Below are 18,403 nucleotides of genomic sequence, written 5' to 3'. Positions count from 1 at the left end.
CGCTGCCATCTCTCATCAACATTTCCATGCTGAGAGATCACTGACCGCTGCCAGAACCCGGCAACAAGTGCTTCTACTTCTCAACTACGAAGCCAGGTGCACGACGTACGGGTCGATGTCGACGGTGACCACCTGCCTGGCCTCGCCGACGACGTGCGCGATCAGCTCCGCGTTGTAGCCGCCGGATCCGACCTCGAACACAGCCTCGCTGGGCTCCAGCCGGAGCTTCTCGGTCATGTCGGCCTGAAGCCACGTTGCCGACACCGAGCTGGTCGCCCGGCCGTTCTCGTCCCAGCGGGTGGTGAGGGCCAGGTCGTCGTCGTAGGCGGTCGCGAGGTTCTTCTCGGGCGCGAACCGGTGGCGGGGCACCGTGTGTAGCGCGCTCTGGACGGCAGTGGAGGGCGCCCAGCCGGCTGCGATGACGGCGTCGGCCATCCGCCGGCGCAGCCGGACGGCCTCGGAGGGTTCCCCGGGCACGGGCGGCCGGTCGGCGGTGGTGGGGTAGGCGTGGATCGCCGGCAGCTGGGGGATGACGCCGGGCCAGATCGCGTTCAGGGCCTGCGCGGCCGGAGCGAAGACATCGCCGAGGCAGGCCAGGGCGTGGAGATCGTGCCACTCCCACCGCTCGAAGAGCTGATCTTCCGGGTTCGCCAGGACCCCGGTCCAGGCACTGATGCGGACGACGGCGGTCAGCCGGGGAACGCCGTGGCTGTCGTCGGTGAGCATGGTCACCACCGTGGCGTCGGCGGTGGTGGCGGCCAGTCCGGTCTCCTCGGCAAGTTCCCGCACCGCCGCTTCCTCAAAGCTCTCCGAGCCGCTGGTCTTCCCGGCGGGCAGTTCCCACATGTTCCGGCGGGAACGGCCCAGCAGGACCCGGCCGGCGTCGTCGGTGACGACCACCACGGCTCCGGTGAGGGCGTGGCCGGTGGGCGGGCCCTTCTCGACGGCCTTGGTGCCGGCGTGGCGGGGACCGCGCAGGACGAGAACCGCGAGGTCGTCCGCCGCCAACCGCTGCGTCTCCTCCCACCCCGCGGTGAGCAGGCCGATCTCGTCCTCGTCGAGCGCGATCGCCCGCTTGTCGGCCGGGGTGCGCTCGACCACTGGCGTGATCACCACGAGCGCGCCGCCGGGCCGCAGCCGTTTCCCGAGGGCGTGCAGCACCCGGGTGCGGTCGCCCAGGAACGGGTACATCAGGCGCAGCGCGATGAGGTCGTACCCTTCGCCGCCGAGCTGGGCGGGGTCGTCGCGTTCGATGTCCAGCCGCAGCCACCGCACCCCTTCGATGTGGCCGTGCTCGGCCCGGGCCCGTTCTACCGCGCTGGCGGCGAAGTCCACGACGTCCACCGCGTAGCCGAGGCCCGCGAGATGGGCGGCCAACTCCCCGGTGCCGCAGCCGACGTCGAGCGCCCGCCCGCCGCCCTCGGGCGCGGGAGTGTGCTCGGCGAGGAGCACCCGCTCGCTGTAGCCCAGCGGCCGATACCCCCGACCGTCGGCGTAGTGCTGCTCCCATTCCTCAAGGGCATACGCCACGTGCTGCTCCTCTGGTCGGTTGGTGGTGGGGGGTGTTCACGGGCGGCTGCCGGCGCGCAGGCGGGCCAGGGTGCGGCGGCCACGTTCCACGAGCTCGGGGTCCCCGTTGGCGGCGCCGTACTGGATGCCGGAAACGGCGTTGAGCACTTGGTGGACGGCCAAGTGCTCCTCCTCGGCTGCCGAGAGCTGCCTGCCGTAGCCGGCCATCACGGCCTCGTAGAGGTCCGCTCGGCGAGTCCAGGCGTCGGACAGGCGCACGAAGTCCCGCACGGCGGGGCCCGGTTCGGCGCGTTCGAAGTCGATCACGTACAGTTCGCCGGCGACCTCGTCCCACCGGAGGTTCCGGAGCTGGAAGTCGCCGTGAGTGGGCACCAGGTCGAGGTCCGGCAGGTGTTTGGCCTTGGCGGCCATGGCGCGGATGTAGTCCTCGTCGCCGGGCGCGAGATGGTCGCGGGCGCCGGCCAGGTGCCGCTCCAGCTTCCCGAGCGCTGCCGGCACTCCGCTGCCCGGGTGCGGGGGAGCGCTGTGGTGGATCGCGGCCGCGAGCGCCCCGATGCGGTGGAAGATCCGCCGCTGCTCCTCGGGCGGATGGACGGCACCGTGCAGGGAACGACCGGGCACCGCGGTGATGACGATGGCCCGAAGCCCCGGGTCGGTGGCCACCAGGCGGGGCGCAGCCGAGCCCAGGGCGGGGACCCAGGTCCGGTAGGCCTCGACCTCCCTGCCGTGGAAGCGGTCGCTCTGGTGGACCTTCACGACCCACTCGCCGCCCTCGGTGCCGCGGGCATGCCACACGCGGCTGCCCTCCCGGACCCAGGAGGCATCCGTCCAGGCGCTGATGCGCCCGACTGCTTGCTCGGTGAACTGCCGCATCTCCCGGCCGGGGGCGCCTGACGCCACGTCGATGGAGGGCACCGGGTGAGAGCGGTCCGCCGCCGGATCGAAGGCGATCAGGTCGCCTGGCTGTTGGAAGTGGACGGCGAACGGGAGGCCGTCCCGGTAGGCGTCCAGGCCGGCCCGGCAGTAGGCCACCATCGGGGACGGCAGGTTGGCGAGCGGGTGGAAGTCCATCGCGTCGCAGACGGCCGGTTCCATGGTGCGGGGTTTGCCGTGCCAGTGCCGGACCTCGAAGAAGAGACCGATCCGGGCGCTGCCGGCCGGGTTTCGGTGGTGCATGGTGACGGCGTGGCGGACGTCGGCCGGGTCGATGGTGACGCCGGTCTCCTCCTTCGCTTCGCGGATCAGTGCCTGGACGGCATCTTCGTGAGGTCCGTCGAGGTGTCCGCTTGGAAGGTGCAGCAGGCCTGATGCGTAGACCTGTCCGGCGCGGCGGGAGAGCAGCACCTCGGGGCCTGTGGCGCCGTCCCGGCGCAGAATGAGGTGGACGTCGACGGGCTCCTGGTGGCGAATCGGCGCGGGTACGGGCCGGTCTGCGGGTGACGGGGTCTCCTCCTCGCAGAGGGGACCTGTGGGTTGTGAGCTGGTGATGGACTCCTCCAGCTGCCGCATGGTCGCGGTGAACTCGGCTTCGAGGTCGACGCCGTAGAGCTCGGCGATCACCACGACGGACCACAGGCAGTCCGCCAGCTCGTGCCCGAGGCCGGGCCCCGGGGGCGCGGGCCGGACGCCGTCGGCGGCCTGGGTGAGTTTCGCGAGGTCCCCGACGTCGCCGACGAAGCCGAGCACGAAGTCGTGCCTCGACCAGGGGCGGCCGTGCCTGGCCAGGTTGAGCTGGTCATAGAGGCCGTGGACGCGCATGGCCCGCCGGGTGATGTCGCTGAGTTCCACCGGTCAGTCTCCGATCAGCCGCAGGTAGTGCTCCAGGTACGGAGGGGTCGGGCCGGTCAGCTTGTCGATCTCCTCCAGCGGGACGAACCGGTTGGCCTGGCCCTCGCCGAGGACGAGGGCGCTGTCGTTGCCCTCGCAGGTGCCGTGCAGGGCCACGGTGTACTCGGAGACCAGTTCGTGTCGCGGGCCGGGGACGACCCGCAGGCTGCGCACGTCGACACCGGTCTCCTCCCGCACCTCGCGGGCGGCGGTCTCGAACGCGGTCTCGTTGCCCTCACGCCAGCCACCGATCGGCGTCCAGTGCCCCGGCCACGCGATGTCCGGCCGGTCGTCGCGCAGGTTCATCAGCAGCCGGCCGTCCGGGGTGGTGACGAACACGACGATCCCCTCGAAGTCACGGGGCGCTCCGTGGTGGTCGACCGCGTGCCGTGCCGGGCCGTCCAGGTAGAGGGGGCAGGCGCTGCGCCGGGCCCGGTCGATCTGCATCAGCCGCAGGTACTCCGACGGCCGCATGTGCTCGCGCCAGCCGCGCAGCGTCTCGGTGCGCCATCGCGAGTGCTCGTGGGTGAGGCGGATCCGGGACAGCTGTTCGCCGGTCAGCTCGCCTCCCCAGAAGACGTACCCGGTCTTGGGGAAGGGCCACTCGGGCGTGGGGTCGAGGTGGATCACGGCCAGCAGTTGTCGGCGGGCGACGGCCTCGGGGTTCTCGATCCGCAGGTCAAGACCGGTCTCCTCCCGGGTCTCGCGCAGCGCCGTGTCGAACGGGCTCTCCCCGCGGTCGGTGTCTCCGCCGGGGAACTGCCACAGGCCGGGTCGGAGGGCCGAGAGCAGTCCGAGCGGCCGGCCGTCGGTGTCGGTGAAGTAGAACGCCCCGTACATGGTGGCGTTGGCGATCGACCCGGCGTACTCCTCGATGGGCCGCCAGTCCGGGCGGCGCCGCCGCTCGCGGAGGTACCCCAGCACCCTGGCCTGGCCGTCGCTGACCTCGGGCAGGTCGTCGAGGTCCGCCCAGACGAAGGCGTCGTGCTCTGACAGGGCGACTGGTGTGCCGACCGGTACCGTGGCGGTGAAGACGAACTGACGGACGCGGCGGCCGACGGTGTCGGTGAAGTCGAGGCAGCGCACGTAGGCGATCGCCTCGGGGCGGATGCCGGACTCCTCGCACAGCTCCCGGAGCGCACCGGCGCGCGGATTCTCACCGCTGTCGAGGCCGCCGCCCGGGTAGTCCCAGATCCCGGGCAGGACGTCGTCCGGCTTGCGGCGCAGCAGGAGCGTCCGGTCGTCCTCGTCGAAGACGACGACGCCGGCGGCGAACTTCTCGATGCCGTCCTCGCGGGCCTGGCGAACCAGGGCGTCAAAGTCGATCAAGGTACGTTTCCTCACTCGGTAGGTTCCGGTGGCGTCGGGGCAATGGGTGCCCGGCCGGGCCGCCTCGGCGGTCCGCCGGCCCGCCGTGAAGTGGATGCCCCCTCGATGGGTGTCGGCCGTCATGGCGCCCGGCCGGGAGCGTGGTCACCGGCCCGCCTCGACCAGGTCGAGGACCTCGGCGGTGGGGCGTACGTCGGTGAAGGACCGGTACAGGGTGCGCAAGGTGGCGTTGTGGACCTCGTCGCTGCCGGCGGCGGTGCCGTCGGCCACCACGATCACCCGCAGGCCCAGGGTGGAGGCGTCGCGCGCCGATCCGGCAACGCACACGTCGGTCACGACGCCGCAGACCAGCACGGTGTCGATGCCGCGCTCGGCCAGCAGGTCGGGCAGCGGACAGAAGCCGGGGAAGAAGGCGCTGGAGACGGCCTTCTCCACGAGGAGGTCGCGGCCTTCGTCCACGGTGAGCTGCGGCCACAGGCGCCCGGCGAGCGGACCGCTGCCGCCGGAGGTCCGGTACAGCTCCGCGACCCGGGATCCGTAGAACTCCTCGCGGGCCGCACTCGGCCCGCCGGGGCCGGGCAGCACCCAGGCCACAAGGCCGCCGGCTTCCCGCAGGGCGCCCGCCAGTCGCTCGATCTGCGGGATCACCCCGCGCGCGTACGGCCCGTCGAAGAACGGCACCATGTCGACCACTACCAGGGCGGTGCGCACCGGGTCGAGCCGGGTGTAGGCGTGACGGCGGCCACGGCGCTGCTCCTGGCGGTCGTACTCGCGCTGAGGGATCGACCAGGCGTGCAGCATGGCAGGGGCTCCGGTCGGCGGTGGGGCGTTTACGCGCGCTCCTTGGAGTGGATGGCGTTGGCGGCCATGAGGACCGACACGGCGGCGCCGGAGAGCAGGAGCCTGCCGTCCATCGCGGCGGCCACCGCCTCCTCCAGCGGCCACCACTCCACGGTCATGCCCGTCTCGGTGCCGGTCAGCTTCTGCTCGCCGGTCGTCAGATCCCGGGCGATGAACATGTGGAGCCTGGCCGTGCACTTGGTCATCAGGGCGATCTCGCCGAGCCGGCTCCAGGCGGCGGCCGTGATGCCCGTCTCCTCCTTGAGCTCGCGCCGGGCGGCGTCGAGCGGGTCCTCGCCCGCATCGAGGCTGCCGCCGGGCGGGGTGAGGACCTCGCCGTGGACGTAGCTGCGGTAGCGGACCATGGCGATGCGGCCCCGGTCGTCGAGGGCGATCGTCAGGGCGCCGTCGACGCGGGCCTGGTGGAACTCGAAGCTGCTCTTCGTGCCGTCGGGCTGGGTCACGGTGTCGCGGTGGATCAGGTACGAACCGGTGTCGAGCAGGGTGGCGCGGTCATGGTGTTGCCATGGCTGCGGGACGGCGGGCTGACGGGTGACGGAGGGCTGGCTCACGGACGGACTCCTTCGGGTCGGCGGGTGGTGGTGGGCGGTGGAAGGCGACGGTCGGGTCCGGCAGTGGCATCGGCCGGCCGGCTCTGTCGGGCGGTTACGTCCGGTCGGTGGTGTGGGGGTGGCGCTGTCCGGGCAGCGAGGTGGTGCCGTACTGGCGGGCCTGGAGCAGATATGCCGCCCGGTAGCTCCCGTGCCCGGGCCGGTCCGGTTCCGGCTCGTTGTCCATGAGCTGGTCGTGCGTGCCCTGTTCGACGAGTTCGCCGCCGTCGAGGACGTAGATCAGGTCGGCGGCGGCGCTGGCGGCCAGGCGGTGGGTGATCAGGACCACCGTCATGCCCTGCGTGGCGAGCGAGCGGATGCGGTCGAAGGCGGCGATCTCGGCGGCCGGGTCGAGCGCGGAGGTCGGCTCGTCGGCGATCACCAGGTGCGGCGGTCTCGCGCCGGGGCCTGCGGTGGAGAACCGGAAGGCCGCGCGGGCCGTTCCGACACCCTGCCACTGGCCGCCCGACAGCTGAACGCCTCCGATGAAGCCCTTGGCCGCCATCGTGTCCCAGCCGTTCGGCTGCTCGCTCAGCAGGGTTTCGAGGCCGGCGAAGTCGGCCGCGTCCTGGAGGGCCCGGCCGTCCTCGGCGTGTTCGGGGCGCCCGGCCGTGGTGTTGGCCCGGATGGTGAAGGGCCAGCGGACGAAGTCCTGGGCGAACAGGACACAGGAGGAGAACAGCTGACGGCGGTCGGCGGTACGGGTGTCCACGTCGTCCCACAGGATCCGTCCCTCGTCGGGCTGGTAGAGGCCGACGAGGAGCTTGGCCAGCGTGCTCTTCCCGGCGCCGTTGACGCCGACCAGGGCCACGACCTTGCCGCGGGGGATGACCAGGGACACGCTGTTCAAGGACGGTGAGGTGCGGCCGGGGTAGGTGAACGTCACCTTCTCCAGGCGGATCTCGGCCGGCCGCACCGGCAGGTCCGCGCCCCCGACGGGGATGGCCCGCTCGCCGGCGGCCGTACCGAGCCGCTCGAGGTCCCGTACGTACAGCGACTCCTCGAACATGCGGTTCACGCCGGTCAGCAGGGTGCCGACGGTGGCGGCGCCGCTGCGGATGCCGACGATGACGGTGACCGCGCCGGCCATCGGCAGCCGGTGGGTGAGCACGAGCCAGCCCAGGAGTGCGAACGTGAGCAGCGACGCGGCGCCCGACGCGGCGGAGGCACCGGCCGACGTCGCAGCCGCGGCACCGGCCAGGCGCCGGCGCTCCCGCTCGGAGGTACGCGCCATGCCCTCGTAGCACTCCAGCAGCCACTGGCCCACCCCGTGGACCCGCAGTTCTGCCGCGTTCTGCGGGGAGGTGACCTGCTGGCAGATCAGGCTGGAGGCGCGGGCGTGCTGGAGCCAGGCCATCACCGAGGCGTGCCGGCGCCGGGCGGTGCGCACTGCCCCCCAGGCCCGGGGGAGTGCGATCAGCACCAGCATCGGCAGCAACGCCACGTTCAGGGACAGGAGCACCCCAGCGGTGGCCGTCATGGTCAGCACGGCACCGAGCACGGAGACGGCCTCGCTGATCAGGCGCCGCACCGAGTCCGCACCGAAGCGCGCGCTCTCCAGGGTCCGCGCGAACTCCGCGTCCTCCAGGGCGGCGAGCTCGACCGAGTCGGCGTGCCGCAGCAGCGTCAGGGTGGTGATCCGCTCGACCTGGGGCTCCAGGACCGCTGCCGCCCAGGTGGAGGCCGAGGACAGCCAGCTCGCCGCGCCGGTGGCTGCACCCGCGACCAACAGCGGCACCAGCGCGTGGCGCAGGCTCTGCGTGACGCTGCCGCCGGCCAGCAATTGGGTCAGCACCCGGTTGGTCGCCACCAGCGCAACTGCGGCGAAGACAGCACGCCCGGCCTCGGCGCACACCACGCCGACCAGGGCCCGCCGGTCGGCCCGCCAGCCCAGGCGCCAGGCGAGGAGCAGCATGGCCGGGATCTGCCGGGCGACCCGGCGCAGCGTGGCGTCGGCGGTGGCGCTCTCGTGCCGGGTGAACCCGAAGTCGTAGCCGAACCTGGCCCCGAACAAGGTGCGCTCACCGGCCGAGGACTGGACATCGGGTCGGGGTTTGCGGCGTGGCCGGATCACTGGGCGGCTCCGAATCTCGTTGAAGGGCACGGGCAGGACGGCGCGGTGCGGGCCGGTTTGGGTGGCGGCCGGGCGCACCGGGCTCCCGCGGCCGCGGCGCAACGGCGCGGCCGCGGGAGCCTCGTGGGACAGCCGCGGCACGATGGTGAGGTCGCGGTCATCGCGGCAGTGCCCAGTGCAGACCCGGGCCGCCGATGACGCGCTGCTCCTGGTCGGTCAGCTCCAGCCGGTAGGCGTCCGGTCGTCCGGCAGCGGTCCAGCGCTCGTGGACGTCCTCGGCGAGCCGCCACAGGGCGCGCGGGCCCCACTCGATGACGGTGGCGCCATCCGGGGCGATACGGGCGCACGACCCGTCGGCACCGACGAGCACCACGTCCTCGCCCGCGGCCGGGCCCCAATGGCGGCGCACCCCGGGCAGCAAGTGGCCGACCGCGACCCAGAATCCGCGCTCGGTGTGCGGGGGCGGCGGCAGAACGGCCGTGCGCGTCGCACCACCGACCGAGCGTTGCTCGGGCACCGGCAGCCAGCCGGCGCCTCGGGCCGGGACATGCCCCCACAGGTCGGCCGTCAGCGTGCCCGCGAAGGCCCCGCCCCTGTCGCGTTCGATCAGGGCGGTGGCGTGCCAGCCGGGCGCGCCGGTGTTGATGGTCGTGCGCAGCACGCCGCCCGGCGCCAGACGGCGCAGCCAGCCCGGCGGGACGGCGGGCACGGCGAAACCGGAGGCGATCTTGTCCCAGGTGCCGTCGGGCAGGCCGCGCAGCGCGTCGCGCGCCAGCAGCCGCACGGCGGCGCCGATCTCCCGGAGCCTGGGCGTGGCCTGGCGCACCAGGTCGCGGTCGCACTCGACGCCGGTGACCTGGCGCCCGGTCAGGCGGTGTGCGGCCGCTGCAAGGTAGCCCGTGCACGCGCCCAGTTCGAGGAACCGGTCCCCGTCGCGAACTCGCAGATCCTCCAGGGTGCGGGCGAGGAGCCCGGCACCGGAGCTCTGGGCGCAGGGCCGGCCGGTGTAGACGGCACCGATCGTGTGCTCGGCGGCCGACTGATCGGCGAGCCGGACGACCACCTGGTCCATGGAGTAGACGAGCGCTCGGAATGCGGCCCGGTCGACGCCCGCGTCCAGCAGCCGCCAGCGCGTCGTCGGCCGCTGCTCGTCCAGCGGCAGGTAGGCGCGCGGGATGAGGCGGTGGCGCGGCACGGCTACCAACGCTGCGACGACCGCCGGATCGTGTACTCCCGGCTCGGCGGCCAAGGCGAGTGCGTAGCCACCCGGCACCGCGTCCGCGGCAACAGCATCCGCTCCCACCGGCGGCCCCTCGATGGTCTGCGGGTCTGCTGCTGTGCTTCTCGGAGTAACGCTCACCTGGGTCTCCTTCCATGGTGTGGCGATGGTCAGGGACGCACGATGTGGGCCGGGACGCCGCTGCGCACCGCGTTCAGCACGGCGCGCGTCAGGGCGTGGTCGTGGCCCGCTGTCCCGTCCCCGAGCTGTGCCTCGGAGACGGTGACGACCGCGTCGTGCTCGCGCGGATCGAGCCGGATCGCGGCGAGCTGCGCGGCCGTGAGTGCCGGCGCCGCGTAGATGAACCCGATCTTCGTCGGCCAGCCGGCCCGGGGTCCCTCGACGACGGTGGCCACCAGCGGCAGCAGGTCCGGGTCCGGCGCGTACCGAAGGCCGGTCTCCTCGAAGGTCTCGCGCACCGCGGTGTGCAACGGGGTCGAGTCCGTGAAGTCTGCGTCACCACCGCTGAATTGCAGTCCCTTGGCCGGGTTGGTGGAGCGCAGCAGGACCACCTTGCCCTCGGCGGTGGTGAGGAAGAGGTCGGCCCACATCGTGGCGGCGGGGATGCCGGCCAGGTAGGCGGGCAGGGGCAGGTAGCCGGGGTAGGGCTTGGGCTGGGCGGCGTGCCGGCCGATCAGGTCCCGCTCGTGCTCGGCGAGCCGGTCGGGAAGGCCGGCGGGCAACACCCACCGGTGCGCGTCGTGCCCGGCGCCGAGGATGACGTCCTGCGGGTGGTCGAGGGTGGCGGCGAAGGCGAACTCGCGCACCCGCCGACCGTGGGCGTCGTCGTAGTGGCTGTAGCCGAGGTAGGCGGTGACCCGGACCCCGATGATGCCGGTCTCCTCGGCCAGCTCACGCCGCGCGGCTACCAGGAGACTCTCACCGTCCTCGATGCCGCCACCGGGAAGCTCCCACAGCCCGCCCAGCGGCGCGGTGGCCGCCCGGCGCACCAGCAGCACCTCGCCATGGTGGTTGACGAGCAGGACCGCGGTGGCCAGGCGCTGCGCGCCGGCGGCCCTGGCTTCGGCGAGCAGGTCGAGCGGTGGCTGGTCGGTCATCGGGCGCTCCAGGTCAGCGGTGTCGGGCCGGCGGGGTCCCGGTAGCCGAGCGAGCGGTACAGGTCCTCCGCGTCGGGGGACGCGGTGAGGTTGATCTGTCCGCAGCCGTGGGCGGTGAGCCAGTCGTGGACGGCCGCGACGACCCGCCTGGCGTGGCCCTGGTGGCGGTGGGCGGGGTCGGTCGCGACGGAGGAGATGTGCCCGATGTACGGGCCCTGTCCAGGCCTGGGCATGCGGTCGGTGTACTGGCCCACGGCGCAGGACAGCAGGCGGGTGCCGTCGTCGATGACGAACGCGGCGAACCGCTCGTCGTCAGCGAGGCGGTCGGTGAACCACCGCTCGCACTCGGCGGTCCAGGAATCCGGCGGGAAGCTGCCGGCGGAAGCGAGCATGACCAGGCGCAGCCGGGTCAGTTCAGCCGCGTCCGACGGCACCGCCCGCCGCAGGCCTGCCCCGGCGGGTGGTTCCGGTGGGTGGGGTGGGCGCGGTGCGGGTGGTCGGACGGCCATGCTGCCCTGGGTCTGTGCGGCGTGGGCGAGCAGCAGGTCGCGCGTCGAAGTGCGCAGCCGCAGCCGGTGCAGCATGTCCGGGGTGAACCAGCGCAGCAGGACGCCTTCGGTCAGGCCCACCGCATCCGGGTTGCCGACCCAGCGGGCGGTGTAGATCTGGACGGGAACGCACAGGCCGTCGGCGCCGGTGGCCTGCTCCACTGCGAACGGCTCCAGTGCGCCGAGTTCGAGGCCAGGGGCCTCCTCGGCGAGTTCGCGGCGCAGCGTGTCCTCCAGCGTGCGGTCCTGTGGCTCGCGGCCGCCGCCGAGCAGGCTGAACTCGCCCGGCGCCCAGATCCCCGGGACGTCGTCCCGCAAGTGCAGGAGGTAGCGGCCTCGGCCGTCGTGAATCACCACGGAGGCGTTCACCGGCTGGACCTGGCCGTCGAGGTCGGCCGCGAGCAGTTTGGCGCGCAGCGAGGGTGAGCTGACCTGCTCGAAGGACCGCCACTCGGTTCCCGAAACCTCATCGGTCCGCGGCTCGACGACGGCTGGCCGCCCGGCCGCGAGGTAGAACGCGAACCGGACGTCGTAGTGCCGGTGCGCCGGTTCCCCCTCGGCCGGGTTGGCGTCGATCTCGTGGACGTCGATGTCGAGCGCGGCACCGAGAAGCTGCGGGGTCAGGCACAGCTCGCCCGGAGCGAGGCCGGCCTCCTCGCGCACCTCCCGCACCGCAGCATCGAGCAGGCTCGAATCGCCGGCCTCGACGTGCCCGCCAGGGGCAAGCGTCAGGCCCGTCGCCCGGTGACGGATGTGCAGAACACGCTTGTCGGGGCCGATGACGACTGAGCTGCATGTGACGTGCGCTGGCAGCGTCGCACGGTTGGTCGGCTCAGTGGCGCTGTCCAGCAGCGCGAGCAGAGGAAGCAGTGCAGGGCGCTCGTCGGGGTGACGTTCCAGGTATCCCAAAGCGGTGGTGCGGATCGCGGCGGCTGACGGTGGCAAGCGGCGCTCCTCACGTGACATGGGTGCGGGTGCTGGTGGAGCTGTCTGACCAAGACACAAAGCAGCCGGACGGTGCGCCGCACGGCCCACGGCCACATGGGGTGTCGGCCGTGCTGGTCGGTGGTGGCGGTCCGATGTTTGAGTTCGAAGCCCTGGAGGCTCAGGTTGACGTCGGTGGCGATAGGCACTGCCCAACCGGCTCGCCCGATGAGGGCTCAACATCCTTTATTTGAAGGTAGGTTGGCCGCATCGGACCACCGTAGCGGTGGAGATGGTCTGAGAGCGGCGACTCAGTGAGGAATCCCTCATCAGGGGGACAGGTCGGCGTGTCGGCTGGCGGACCGAGGTGTGCACCAGTGGCTCACAGGTGTTCGGTGGTGCGAGGGAGGCATTGTCAAATCCTGTGGACTGACCTGGCAGTCCAATGACGGGTCGATCAAGCAAGCGACTTACGGTAACGGACGTACTCGTTCTGCCGCCGGAACCCCACACTCTCGTAAAGGTCGTAGGACCGGTGCGGATTTGCCGTGCCAGTGAACAGCCGGGCGGTCGTTGCACCCTGCTCGCGAAGGCTCCGCAGCCCGTCCAGCAGCAGGACCCGGCCGATTCCGAGGCGTCGCTGGTCCGTCCGGACACTCAGCTCTTCCACCTCGCCCACCGTAGGGTCGTGACGACGGATGGAGCAGAGGGCGACACCGACCATGTCCTTCCCGTTCCAGGCAGCCCTCCAGCATGCCGGATCGGCGGTGTCGACGAATTCCTGGAAAGGCCATCTCTGAGCGAAACTGGTGTCCGCGTACGAATCGAAGACCATCCTCCAGGCTGCACGGTAATGGCTTGTCCCGATAGGCCCTGTCCGTATCCCGGCTGGCAGTTCGCCGCCCGGCTCGGGCACCTGCTGCAGATCGCCCAGTTCCAGCTCAACCAGGCTGAAGACACGTCGATAGCCGGCTGCGCGCAGAAGTGCCGTGGCGTCCTGCTCGGAGACCATGGCGTTCGCACCGACCACTGCCGTCCGCGCCGTGCCATGCTGTCTGACGAGCTGGCGAATCCGTTCTTCGGCCCAGCACAGCATGGCTGAGCCGATGCCCTGACCGCGATGCTCGGGCAAAAGGTGACCTCGGTGCAGGTATAGCCACGTATCGTCCCGCTCTTGCCACCACCGGATCGTCGAGTAGCCGACGACGACCCCGTCGAGCACCACCAGGATCTGGTTCTTGGACGGCTCCTCCAGCTTGGCGGAGGCTTCGGCGATCTCGTTCGCTGTCGGGAGCCCTTCCACAACCGAATGGGCATCGACTCGATCCTGTTCAGCACAACCCAGCCGCACCGCGGCCATGGCGCCGTGGTCTTCGTCGCCGCCATACGGCCGGAACCCGAAGCCGACCGGAAGGTCCTGTCCTGCCATGCCATCCGACATGACCGGATGGTCTCGAACTTCGAGGCAGGTCCGCCACCCTATTCACGCCACCGTCGACTGCGGCCGTTCAACGAGCTGGCCGCGTTCAAAGCGGGCCCCGGCACGGACGAGGGCAACGAGGTGGGGTGCATTCACGGCTCGCCAGCGGGCCTGGGCTGACTCGACGAGCTTGAACACCATCGCCAGGGCGGCGGCCCGGGAGCCGGCGCCCTTGGTGACCTTGGTCCGCAGACGGACGGTCGCGAAGGTCGACTCGATGGGGTTGGTTGTTCGCAGGTGGATCCAGTGCTCGGCGGGGAAGTCGTAGAACGCCAGCAGTTCATCCTCGTCATCGACGATCTTCTTTACGGCCTTGGGGAACCTCGCGCCGTACTGCTTGGCGAACGCCTTGACCGCGGCGGCTGCGTGCTCCTTGTCCTCTGCGTTGTAGACGTCCTGGATGGCCTTCTTCGCTGCGGGCTGAGCTGACTTCGGGAGGCTGTCGAGGCAGTTGGCCGTTTTGTGAACCCAGCACCTTTGGTGGCGGGTTTCGGGGAAGACCTCGTTCAACGCGTTCCAGAAGCTCAGGGCTCCGTCGGCGACGGCAAGGACGGGAGCGCGCATGCCGCGCCGCTGGCAGTCCCGCAGCAGGCTCGCCCATGACTCCGAGACCGCCGGGTGGCGCCGCTCGTGCTGGCCGGCAGCGTCCTGGCCGCCGCGGTCGGGCTGCTGGCGCCGCCGCGCACCAGCGACGACGCCTACCGGTACGTGTGGGACGGCCGGGTCCAGGCGGCCGGCATCTCCCGGTACGCGCACACCCCGGACGACCCGACGCTGGCCCGGCTGCGCGACGAGGGCCTGTTCCCGGCCGGCGACGGCTGTGCGACCTGGGACGAGCGGCGCACCGCCGCCGGGGACTGCACCCGGATCAACCGGCCCGCCGTGCACACCATCTACCCGCCCGTCGCCGAGGCCTGGTTCCTCGCCGCGCACCCCTTCGGCGGGGGCGTGCGCGGCGCGCAGGCGGGCGGCGCGCTGCTGGCGGTCGCCACCACCGGCGTCCTGCTCGCCGCGGGCAGCCGGCGGCGGGCGGCGCTGTGGGGGTGGTGCCCGGGCGTGACGGTGTGGGCGGTCAACGACGCGCACGTGGACACCCTCGGCGCGCTCCTCATGGTGGCCGGGTTGGGCTGCACGGCCAGACGCCGGGCCGGTGTCGGGGGCGCCCTGCTCGGGGCAGCGGTCGCGACCAAGCTGCTGCCGGCGCTCGCCCTGCCCGGGGCGGCGTCCGGGCTGCTGGCCCGGCGGCCGACGAAGGGTGCCCTGCTGGTGCTCTCGGCGGCCCTCGGGACCTTCGCGGCGGCCTACCTCCCGTACGTCGCCGTCTCCGGCGTCGGCGTCCTGGGCTACCTGCCCGGGTACCTGCGGGAGGAGGGGTACGAGCAGGGGCACCTCGAACGGTTTGGCCTGCTGCGGGTGCTGCTGCCCGACCGGTGGGCCGCGTGGGCGGCCGCCCTGGCGCTGGGTGCCGTGGTGCTGGGTGCCGTGGTGCTGTGGGTGCTGCGGCGCGGTGATCCCCACCGTCCCCGCACGGAACTCGCGGAGCACAAGTGCTTCAGCATCGCCACGGACATCCAGGGGTAGGAATCGGCGTTGTGGTGCAGGAACGCCGCCGCCCGATCGGGGACCAGCAGGTGCGCACGGCGGCACGGGGCTTGGGCGGCACGGAGTGCTCGGCCGGGTTGTAGCGCAGCCGCCACGAACGAACCGCGCTGTCGAGCGCGTTGCGCAGCATGGCCACCGCGTGGTGAACGGTGCTGCTTCGGCGGCCTGACGCGAGCTGCGCGCCCACCCAGGCGTCGACGTGCCGGGGCCGCAGATCGACGAGCAGCATGCCGCCGAACGCGGGGACCAGGTCGCGCTCGATGCACGCCCGGTAACCCGCCCAGGTGTTGGGAGCCAGGGCCCAGCCGCTTCGACTCCAGCCACGCGTACAGGAAGATACCGACCCGCAGGTTGCGCTCCTCGTACACACCCCGATACTCGGCATCCAGCACCCGCGCCATCTCCTTGGTAGCCCCCGCCCGGGTAGCGAACCCGCCCCGCCTCCGGGTTCGGCGCTTGCCGTCCCGCGGCGCCAGGTCCACCGCGTACGTCCACCGGCCATGCGTGGTGTCGGCGGCCAGTTGCGGGCGCCACGAGCCCAACTGCTTCCCGCTGGTGCCGTCCTTGCACCCGCACCGCCGATACACTCTGCCCCGCTTGGGACGCTGTGCCATGGGCTCCTCCTCGAACCAAGTGGTGATGGCGTGTCCAGAATTGTGGGAGCGGTGGGTGTGGCGGCAGAGCGTGCGGGGCGCATGGTGATCGCCCCCAAAGGAGGTTCTGTCGGTGGTGGACGCGGCTGATGTTGTCGAGGCCGATGTCGGAGATCGCACCGCTGCCTGCTCCCCATTCGCGACCTGCCTCATCGACGATCAGGGGGTTTTCGACAGGTCTGCCATGAGGGGGCAGGCGGGCGTCGGCCTGTCGAGCGCACATCGCGGCAGGCCCGTAATACCCGCGTGCGCAGGCTTCGGTTGGGTCAGATCTTCGCGGCCGATGTTCCGCTGGGGTTGTTCCAGGATCTTGTGCTGTCGTGCCAGAGGGCGCCAGCCGATCGACGTCACCGACGGACGCCTCGGACAGCTCCGCGGTGACGGGAAGCGGACGGGAATCCAGCGCGGGCCGGTAGGCCGCGTACGGCACTTCGGCATCCGGCATGTACTCCCTCAGCCCCCAGGTCACGCCTACGGCGTCCACCCGGCCCGCTCGGTGTACGCCGGCCGCCGGACCGCCGGACCGGTGCCCAGAGTCGCCGTCGCGGAGAGTGGCCGCAGCCCGGCGTCCCGGTGGTCCGGGAGTGGCGTCGCCCGGCGCGCGATCGTAGGCTCGGAGGTGGCCCGAACGCTCGCGATCGTCCGGCAGAGCGCCCTTCGCGAGGCCGCGGGGTCGGTGCGGATCCGCCGCTCGGTTCTGTCCGGTGAGTGTCGTGCCCTCATCGGAGTCCCCTGCCTTCCGGCGCGCATCGCGAAACCCGTACCGCCTTCCCGGACCGTCCCGCCACCCGGCCGCAGAGTCGGGGCGACCTCGCTCCGACCAAGAAGGTGAAACCCGTGATCGATATCGATCGTCCCGTGGTCGGCACCGAGTCCGGCCGTGTCCAGGGCGCCGTCGAGGACGGCGTCGCCGCCTTCCGCGGCATCCCCTACGCGGCCTCTCCAGTGGCCGAATTGCGCTTCGCCGCGCCCCAGCGGCCTCCGACGTGGTCGGGCGTGCGGGAGGCCACCCACCCCGGCCCGTCCGTCCCTCAGGGGCCGAACCGGTTGGCGCCGGTGATGGGGTACCGCAAGCCCGACTGGAACGAGGACGGCTGTCTCACCGTCAATGTGTGGACGACCCACTTGCCCCACCACGGGTCCGACCGGCGCCCCCGTCCGGTGCTGCTCTGGATCCACGGCACCGGGTTCACCACCGGATCCGCCGGTTGGAACTGGTACGACGGCCTGCACCTGGCCGCCGCCGGCGACATCGTGGTGGTCTCCGCCAACTACCGCCTCGGCGCCCTCGGCTACATCTACTACCTCCCGGAGGCCGGCGTCGAGAACCTCGGTGTACAGGACCAGACGGCCGTCATCTCCTGGGTCCGCCGCAACATCGCCGCCTTCGGGGGAGACCCCGGCAACCTCACGGTCGGAGGCCAGTCCGCCGGCGCGTACGCCGCCCTCTACCACGCCCTCTCCCCGGTCACCGGCCCGCTGTTCCATCAGGTCATCGCCCAGAGCGGCATCTGGGCAGTGCCCCCTCAACGCCCCGAGGACGCGGTCGACAACGCCCGGCGCTACCTCGATATCCTCGGCCTGACAGGCAAACCGGATCCCGTCGCCGCGCTACGCGCCGTCCCGGTCGAGCAGCTCATCGACGCCTTCCAGCAGCTCTTCCAGGAGGTCTCCGTCCTGGGCAGCCTCGTTCCGGCGATGTACCCCGTCCTCGGCTCCTTCGGCATGCCCCAGGCGTTGAACCAGGCACTGGCCGACGGACGCCTCGACGGCAAGCGACTCCTGATCGGGACGACCCGGAACGAGATGTCGGCGCTCTTCGCCCTCGACCCGGTCGTCCAGGCCTTGACCGCCGCTCAGGCCCGCGTGGTCGCCGGCAGACTGGCCGCCGACGGCGCCGAGCGCTTCGACCACGCCGCCGCCCTGCACCCGGGTGCGACACCGGCCGAGATCCTCACCGAGGTCGACACCGACATCCAGTTCCGCGACGGCGCGCTCGCCATCGCGGACCACCACGCCGCAGCACGCAACCCCGTCCACCTCTACCAGTTCGACTACACGCCGGTACCCGACCCCGACCGACTGGGCACACCGCACACCGCCGACCTCCCGTTCTTCTTCAACCACCTCGACGCCTTTCTCGGCAGCCCCATGCTCGGCGAGCCAACCGCCGGGGCCCGCGTGCTCGCCCGCGACTTCTCCCGTGCGGCCGGGACGTTCGTGGCCACCGGCCGACCCGCCGTGGACCACTGGCGTCCGTACGAGCCGGCGGACCCGGCGACCATCCGGCACTTCGCGGCCGTCGGACGGCACTCGAACGCGGCCTGGACCACTACCAGGTCCGGCTCTACCGGGCCTGGTACCGCACATCACCCCGTCGATGGCCGCCCTCGCCTACCTGACCGCAGTCCGCGCCCAAGAAGCCGCAAAAGGGGCGGCGCAGAAGACAAGCAAGACCTCATACGCCTCAGCTTGTCGTTTTACCTCCATTGATCATCTTCTGTGGCGTTCGGGTTCTCGCCTGCCTGTTCGCTACTGGTTGGTGACCAGGGTGAGTCCGACGTCGTAGATGGGGGCTCGGCGGCGGTTGGGTCGGCCGGGTGGGCGCCCGGGGCCGGGCCGGGAGGGTCTCGCAACGGCCGCTGGGC

Annotated in this window: 12 protein-coding genes and 1 pseudogene; 2 read left to right on the top strand and 11 right to left on the bottom strand. The window is 71.9% G+C overall.

Features of this window, described 5'->3' with window-relative positions:
• Window positions 1-84 precede the first annotated feature (84 nt).
• The 11 genes and pseudogenes from ACGF0D_RS42880 to ACGF0D_RS42830 form a co-directional block, all read right to left on the bottom strand.
• Window positions 85-1,530, bottom strand: a complete 1,446-nt coding sequence (locus ACGF0D_RS42880; protein WP_392925802.1) for an NUDIX domain-containing protein — start codon at window positions 1,528-1,530, stop codon at window positions 85-87.
• A 36-nt stretch (window positions 1,531-1,566) separates the two neighbouring features.
• On the bottom strand, window positions 1,567-3,318 hold the full coding sequence (locus tag ACGF0D_RS42875) for a phosphotransferase (RefSeq protein ID WP_392925801.1): 1,752 nt from the start codon (window positions 3,316-3,318) through the stop codon (window positions 1,567-1,569).
• A gap of 3 nt (window positions 3,319-3,321) precedes the next feature.
• Window positions 3,322-4,686, bottom strand: a complete 1,365-nt coding sequence (locus tag ACGF0D_RS42870) for an NUDIX domain-containing protein (RefSeq protein WP_392925799.1) — start codon at window positions 4,684-4,686, stop codon at window positions 3,322-3,324.
• A gap of 144 nt (window positions 4,687-4,830) precedes the next feature.
• Window positions 4,831-5,487: an isochorismatase family protein gene (locus tag ACGF0D_RS42865; RefSeq protein WP_392925797.1), complete on the bottom strand. Its 657-nt coding sequence runs from the start codon at window positions 5,485-5,487 to the stop codon at window positions 4,831-4,833.
• A gap of 29 nt (window positions 5,488-5,516) precedes the next feature.
• Window positions 5,517-6,098: an NUDIX domain-containing protein gene (locus ACGF0D_RS42860; protein WP_392876887.1), complete on the bottom strand. Its 582-nt coding sequence runs from the start codon at window positions 6,096-6,098 to the stop codon at window positions 5,517-5,519.
• Window positions 6,099-6,192: 94 nt separating this feature from the next.
• Window positions 6,193-8,151: an ATP-binding cassette domain-containing protein gene (locus ACGF0D_RS42855; protein WP_392876885.1), complete on the bottom strand. Its 1,959-nt coding sequence runs from the start codon at window positions 8,149-8,151 to the stop codon at window positions 6,193-6,195.
• Window positions 8,152-8,368: 217 nt separating this feature from the next.
• Window positions 8,369-9,571 carry a protein-L-isoaspartate O-methyltransferase gene (locus ACGF0D_RS42850; protein WP_392925795.1) on the bottom strand — a complete coding sequence of 401 codons (1,203 nt, stop codon included), beginning with the start codon at window positions 9,569-9,571 and terminating at the stop codon, window positions 8,369-8,371.
• A gap of 29 nt (window positions 9,572-9,600) precedes the next feature.
• Window positions 9,601-10,548, bottom strand: a complete 948-nt coding sequence (locus ACGF0D_RS42845) for an NUDIX domain-containing protein (protein WP_392925793.1) — start codon at window positions 10,546-10,548, stop codon at window positions 9,601-9,603.
• A complete protein-coding gene (locus ACGF0D_RS42840) occupies window positions 10,545-12,041 on the bottom strand; it encodes a GNAT family N-acetyltransferase (RefSeq protein WP_392925791.1) in 1,497 nt (498 codons plus the stop codon). Before ACGF0D_RS42840 ends, ACGF0D_RS42845 begins: the two co-directional genes overlap by 4 nt.
• A gap of 436 nt (window positions 12,042-12,477) precedes the next feature.
• Entirely contained in the window at window positions 12,478-13,461 is a 984-nt protein-coding gene (locus tag ACGF0D_RS42835) for a GNAT family N-acetyltransferase (RefSeq protein WP_392925789.1), read from the bottom strand.
• 42 nt (window positions 13,462-13,503) lie between these two features.
• Window positions 13,504-14,109, bottom strand: a pseudogene (locus ACGF0D_RS42830) (IS256 family transposase); the annotation flags it as partial.
• Window positions 14,110-14,118: 9 nt separating this feature from the next.
• Between ACGF0D_RS42830 and ACGF0D_RS42825 the strand changes: the two are divergent.
• Both ACGF0D_RS42825 and ACGF0D_RS42820 read left to right on the top strand, forming a co-directional pair.
• Window positions 14,119-15,081: a glycosyltransferase 87 family protein gene (locus ACGF0D_RS42825; RefSeq protein ID WP_392925787.1), complete on the top strand. Its 963-nt coding sequence runs from the start codon at window positions 14,119-14,121 to the stop codon at window positions 15,079-15,081.
• Window positions 15,082-16,592: 1,511 nt separating this feature from the next.
• Entirely contained in the window at window positions 16,593-18,248 is a 1,656-nt protein-coding gene (locus tag ACGF0D_RS42820) for a carboxylesterase/lipase family protein (RefSeq protein ID WP_392925785.1), read from the top strand.
• The last annotated feature ends 155 nt before the right edge of the window (window positions 18,249-18,403 follow it).

Source organism: Kitasatospora sp. NPDC048298 (assembly GCF_043201465.1).
Lineage (GTDB): Bacteria > Actinomycetota > Actinomycetes > Streptomycetales > Streptomycetaceae > Kitasatospora.
The sequence above is the reverse complement of the archived record's forward strand: the minus strand, read 5'-3'. Positions and strand labels throughout refer to the sequence as shown.

Excerpts from the sequence above, each read along its gene's own strand:
- ACGF0D_RS42835 (WP_392925789.1), bottom strand. The coding sequence starts at position 13,461 with ATGTCGGATGGCATGGCAGGACAGGACCTTCCGGTCGGCTTCGGGTTC.
- ACGF0D_RS42845 (WP_392925793.1), bottom strand. The coding sequence starts at position 10,548 with ATGACCGACCAGCCACCGCTCGACCTGCTCGCCGAAGCCAGGGCCGCC.
- ACGF0D_RS42865 (WP_392925797.1), bottom strand. The coding sequence starts at position 5,487 with ATGCTGCACGCCTGGTCGATCCCTCAGCGCGAGTACGACCGCCAGGAG.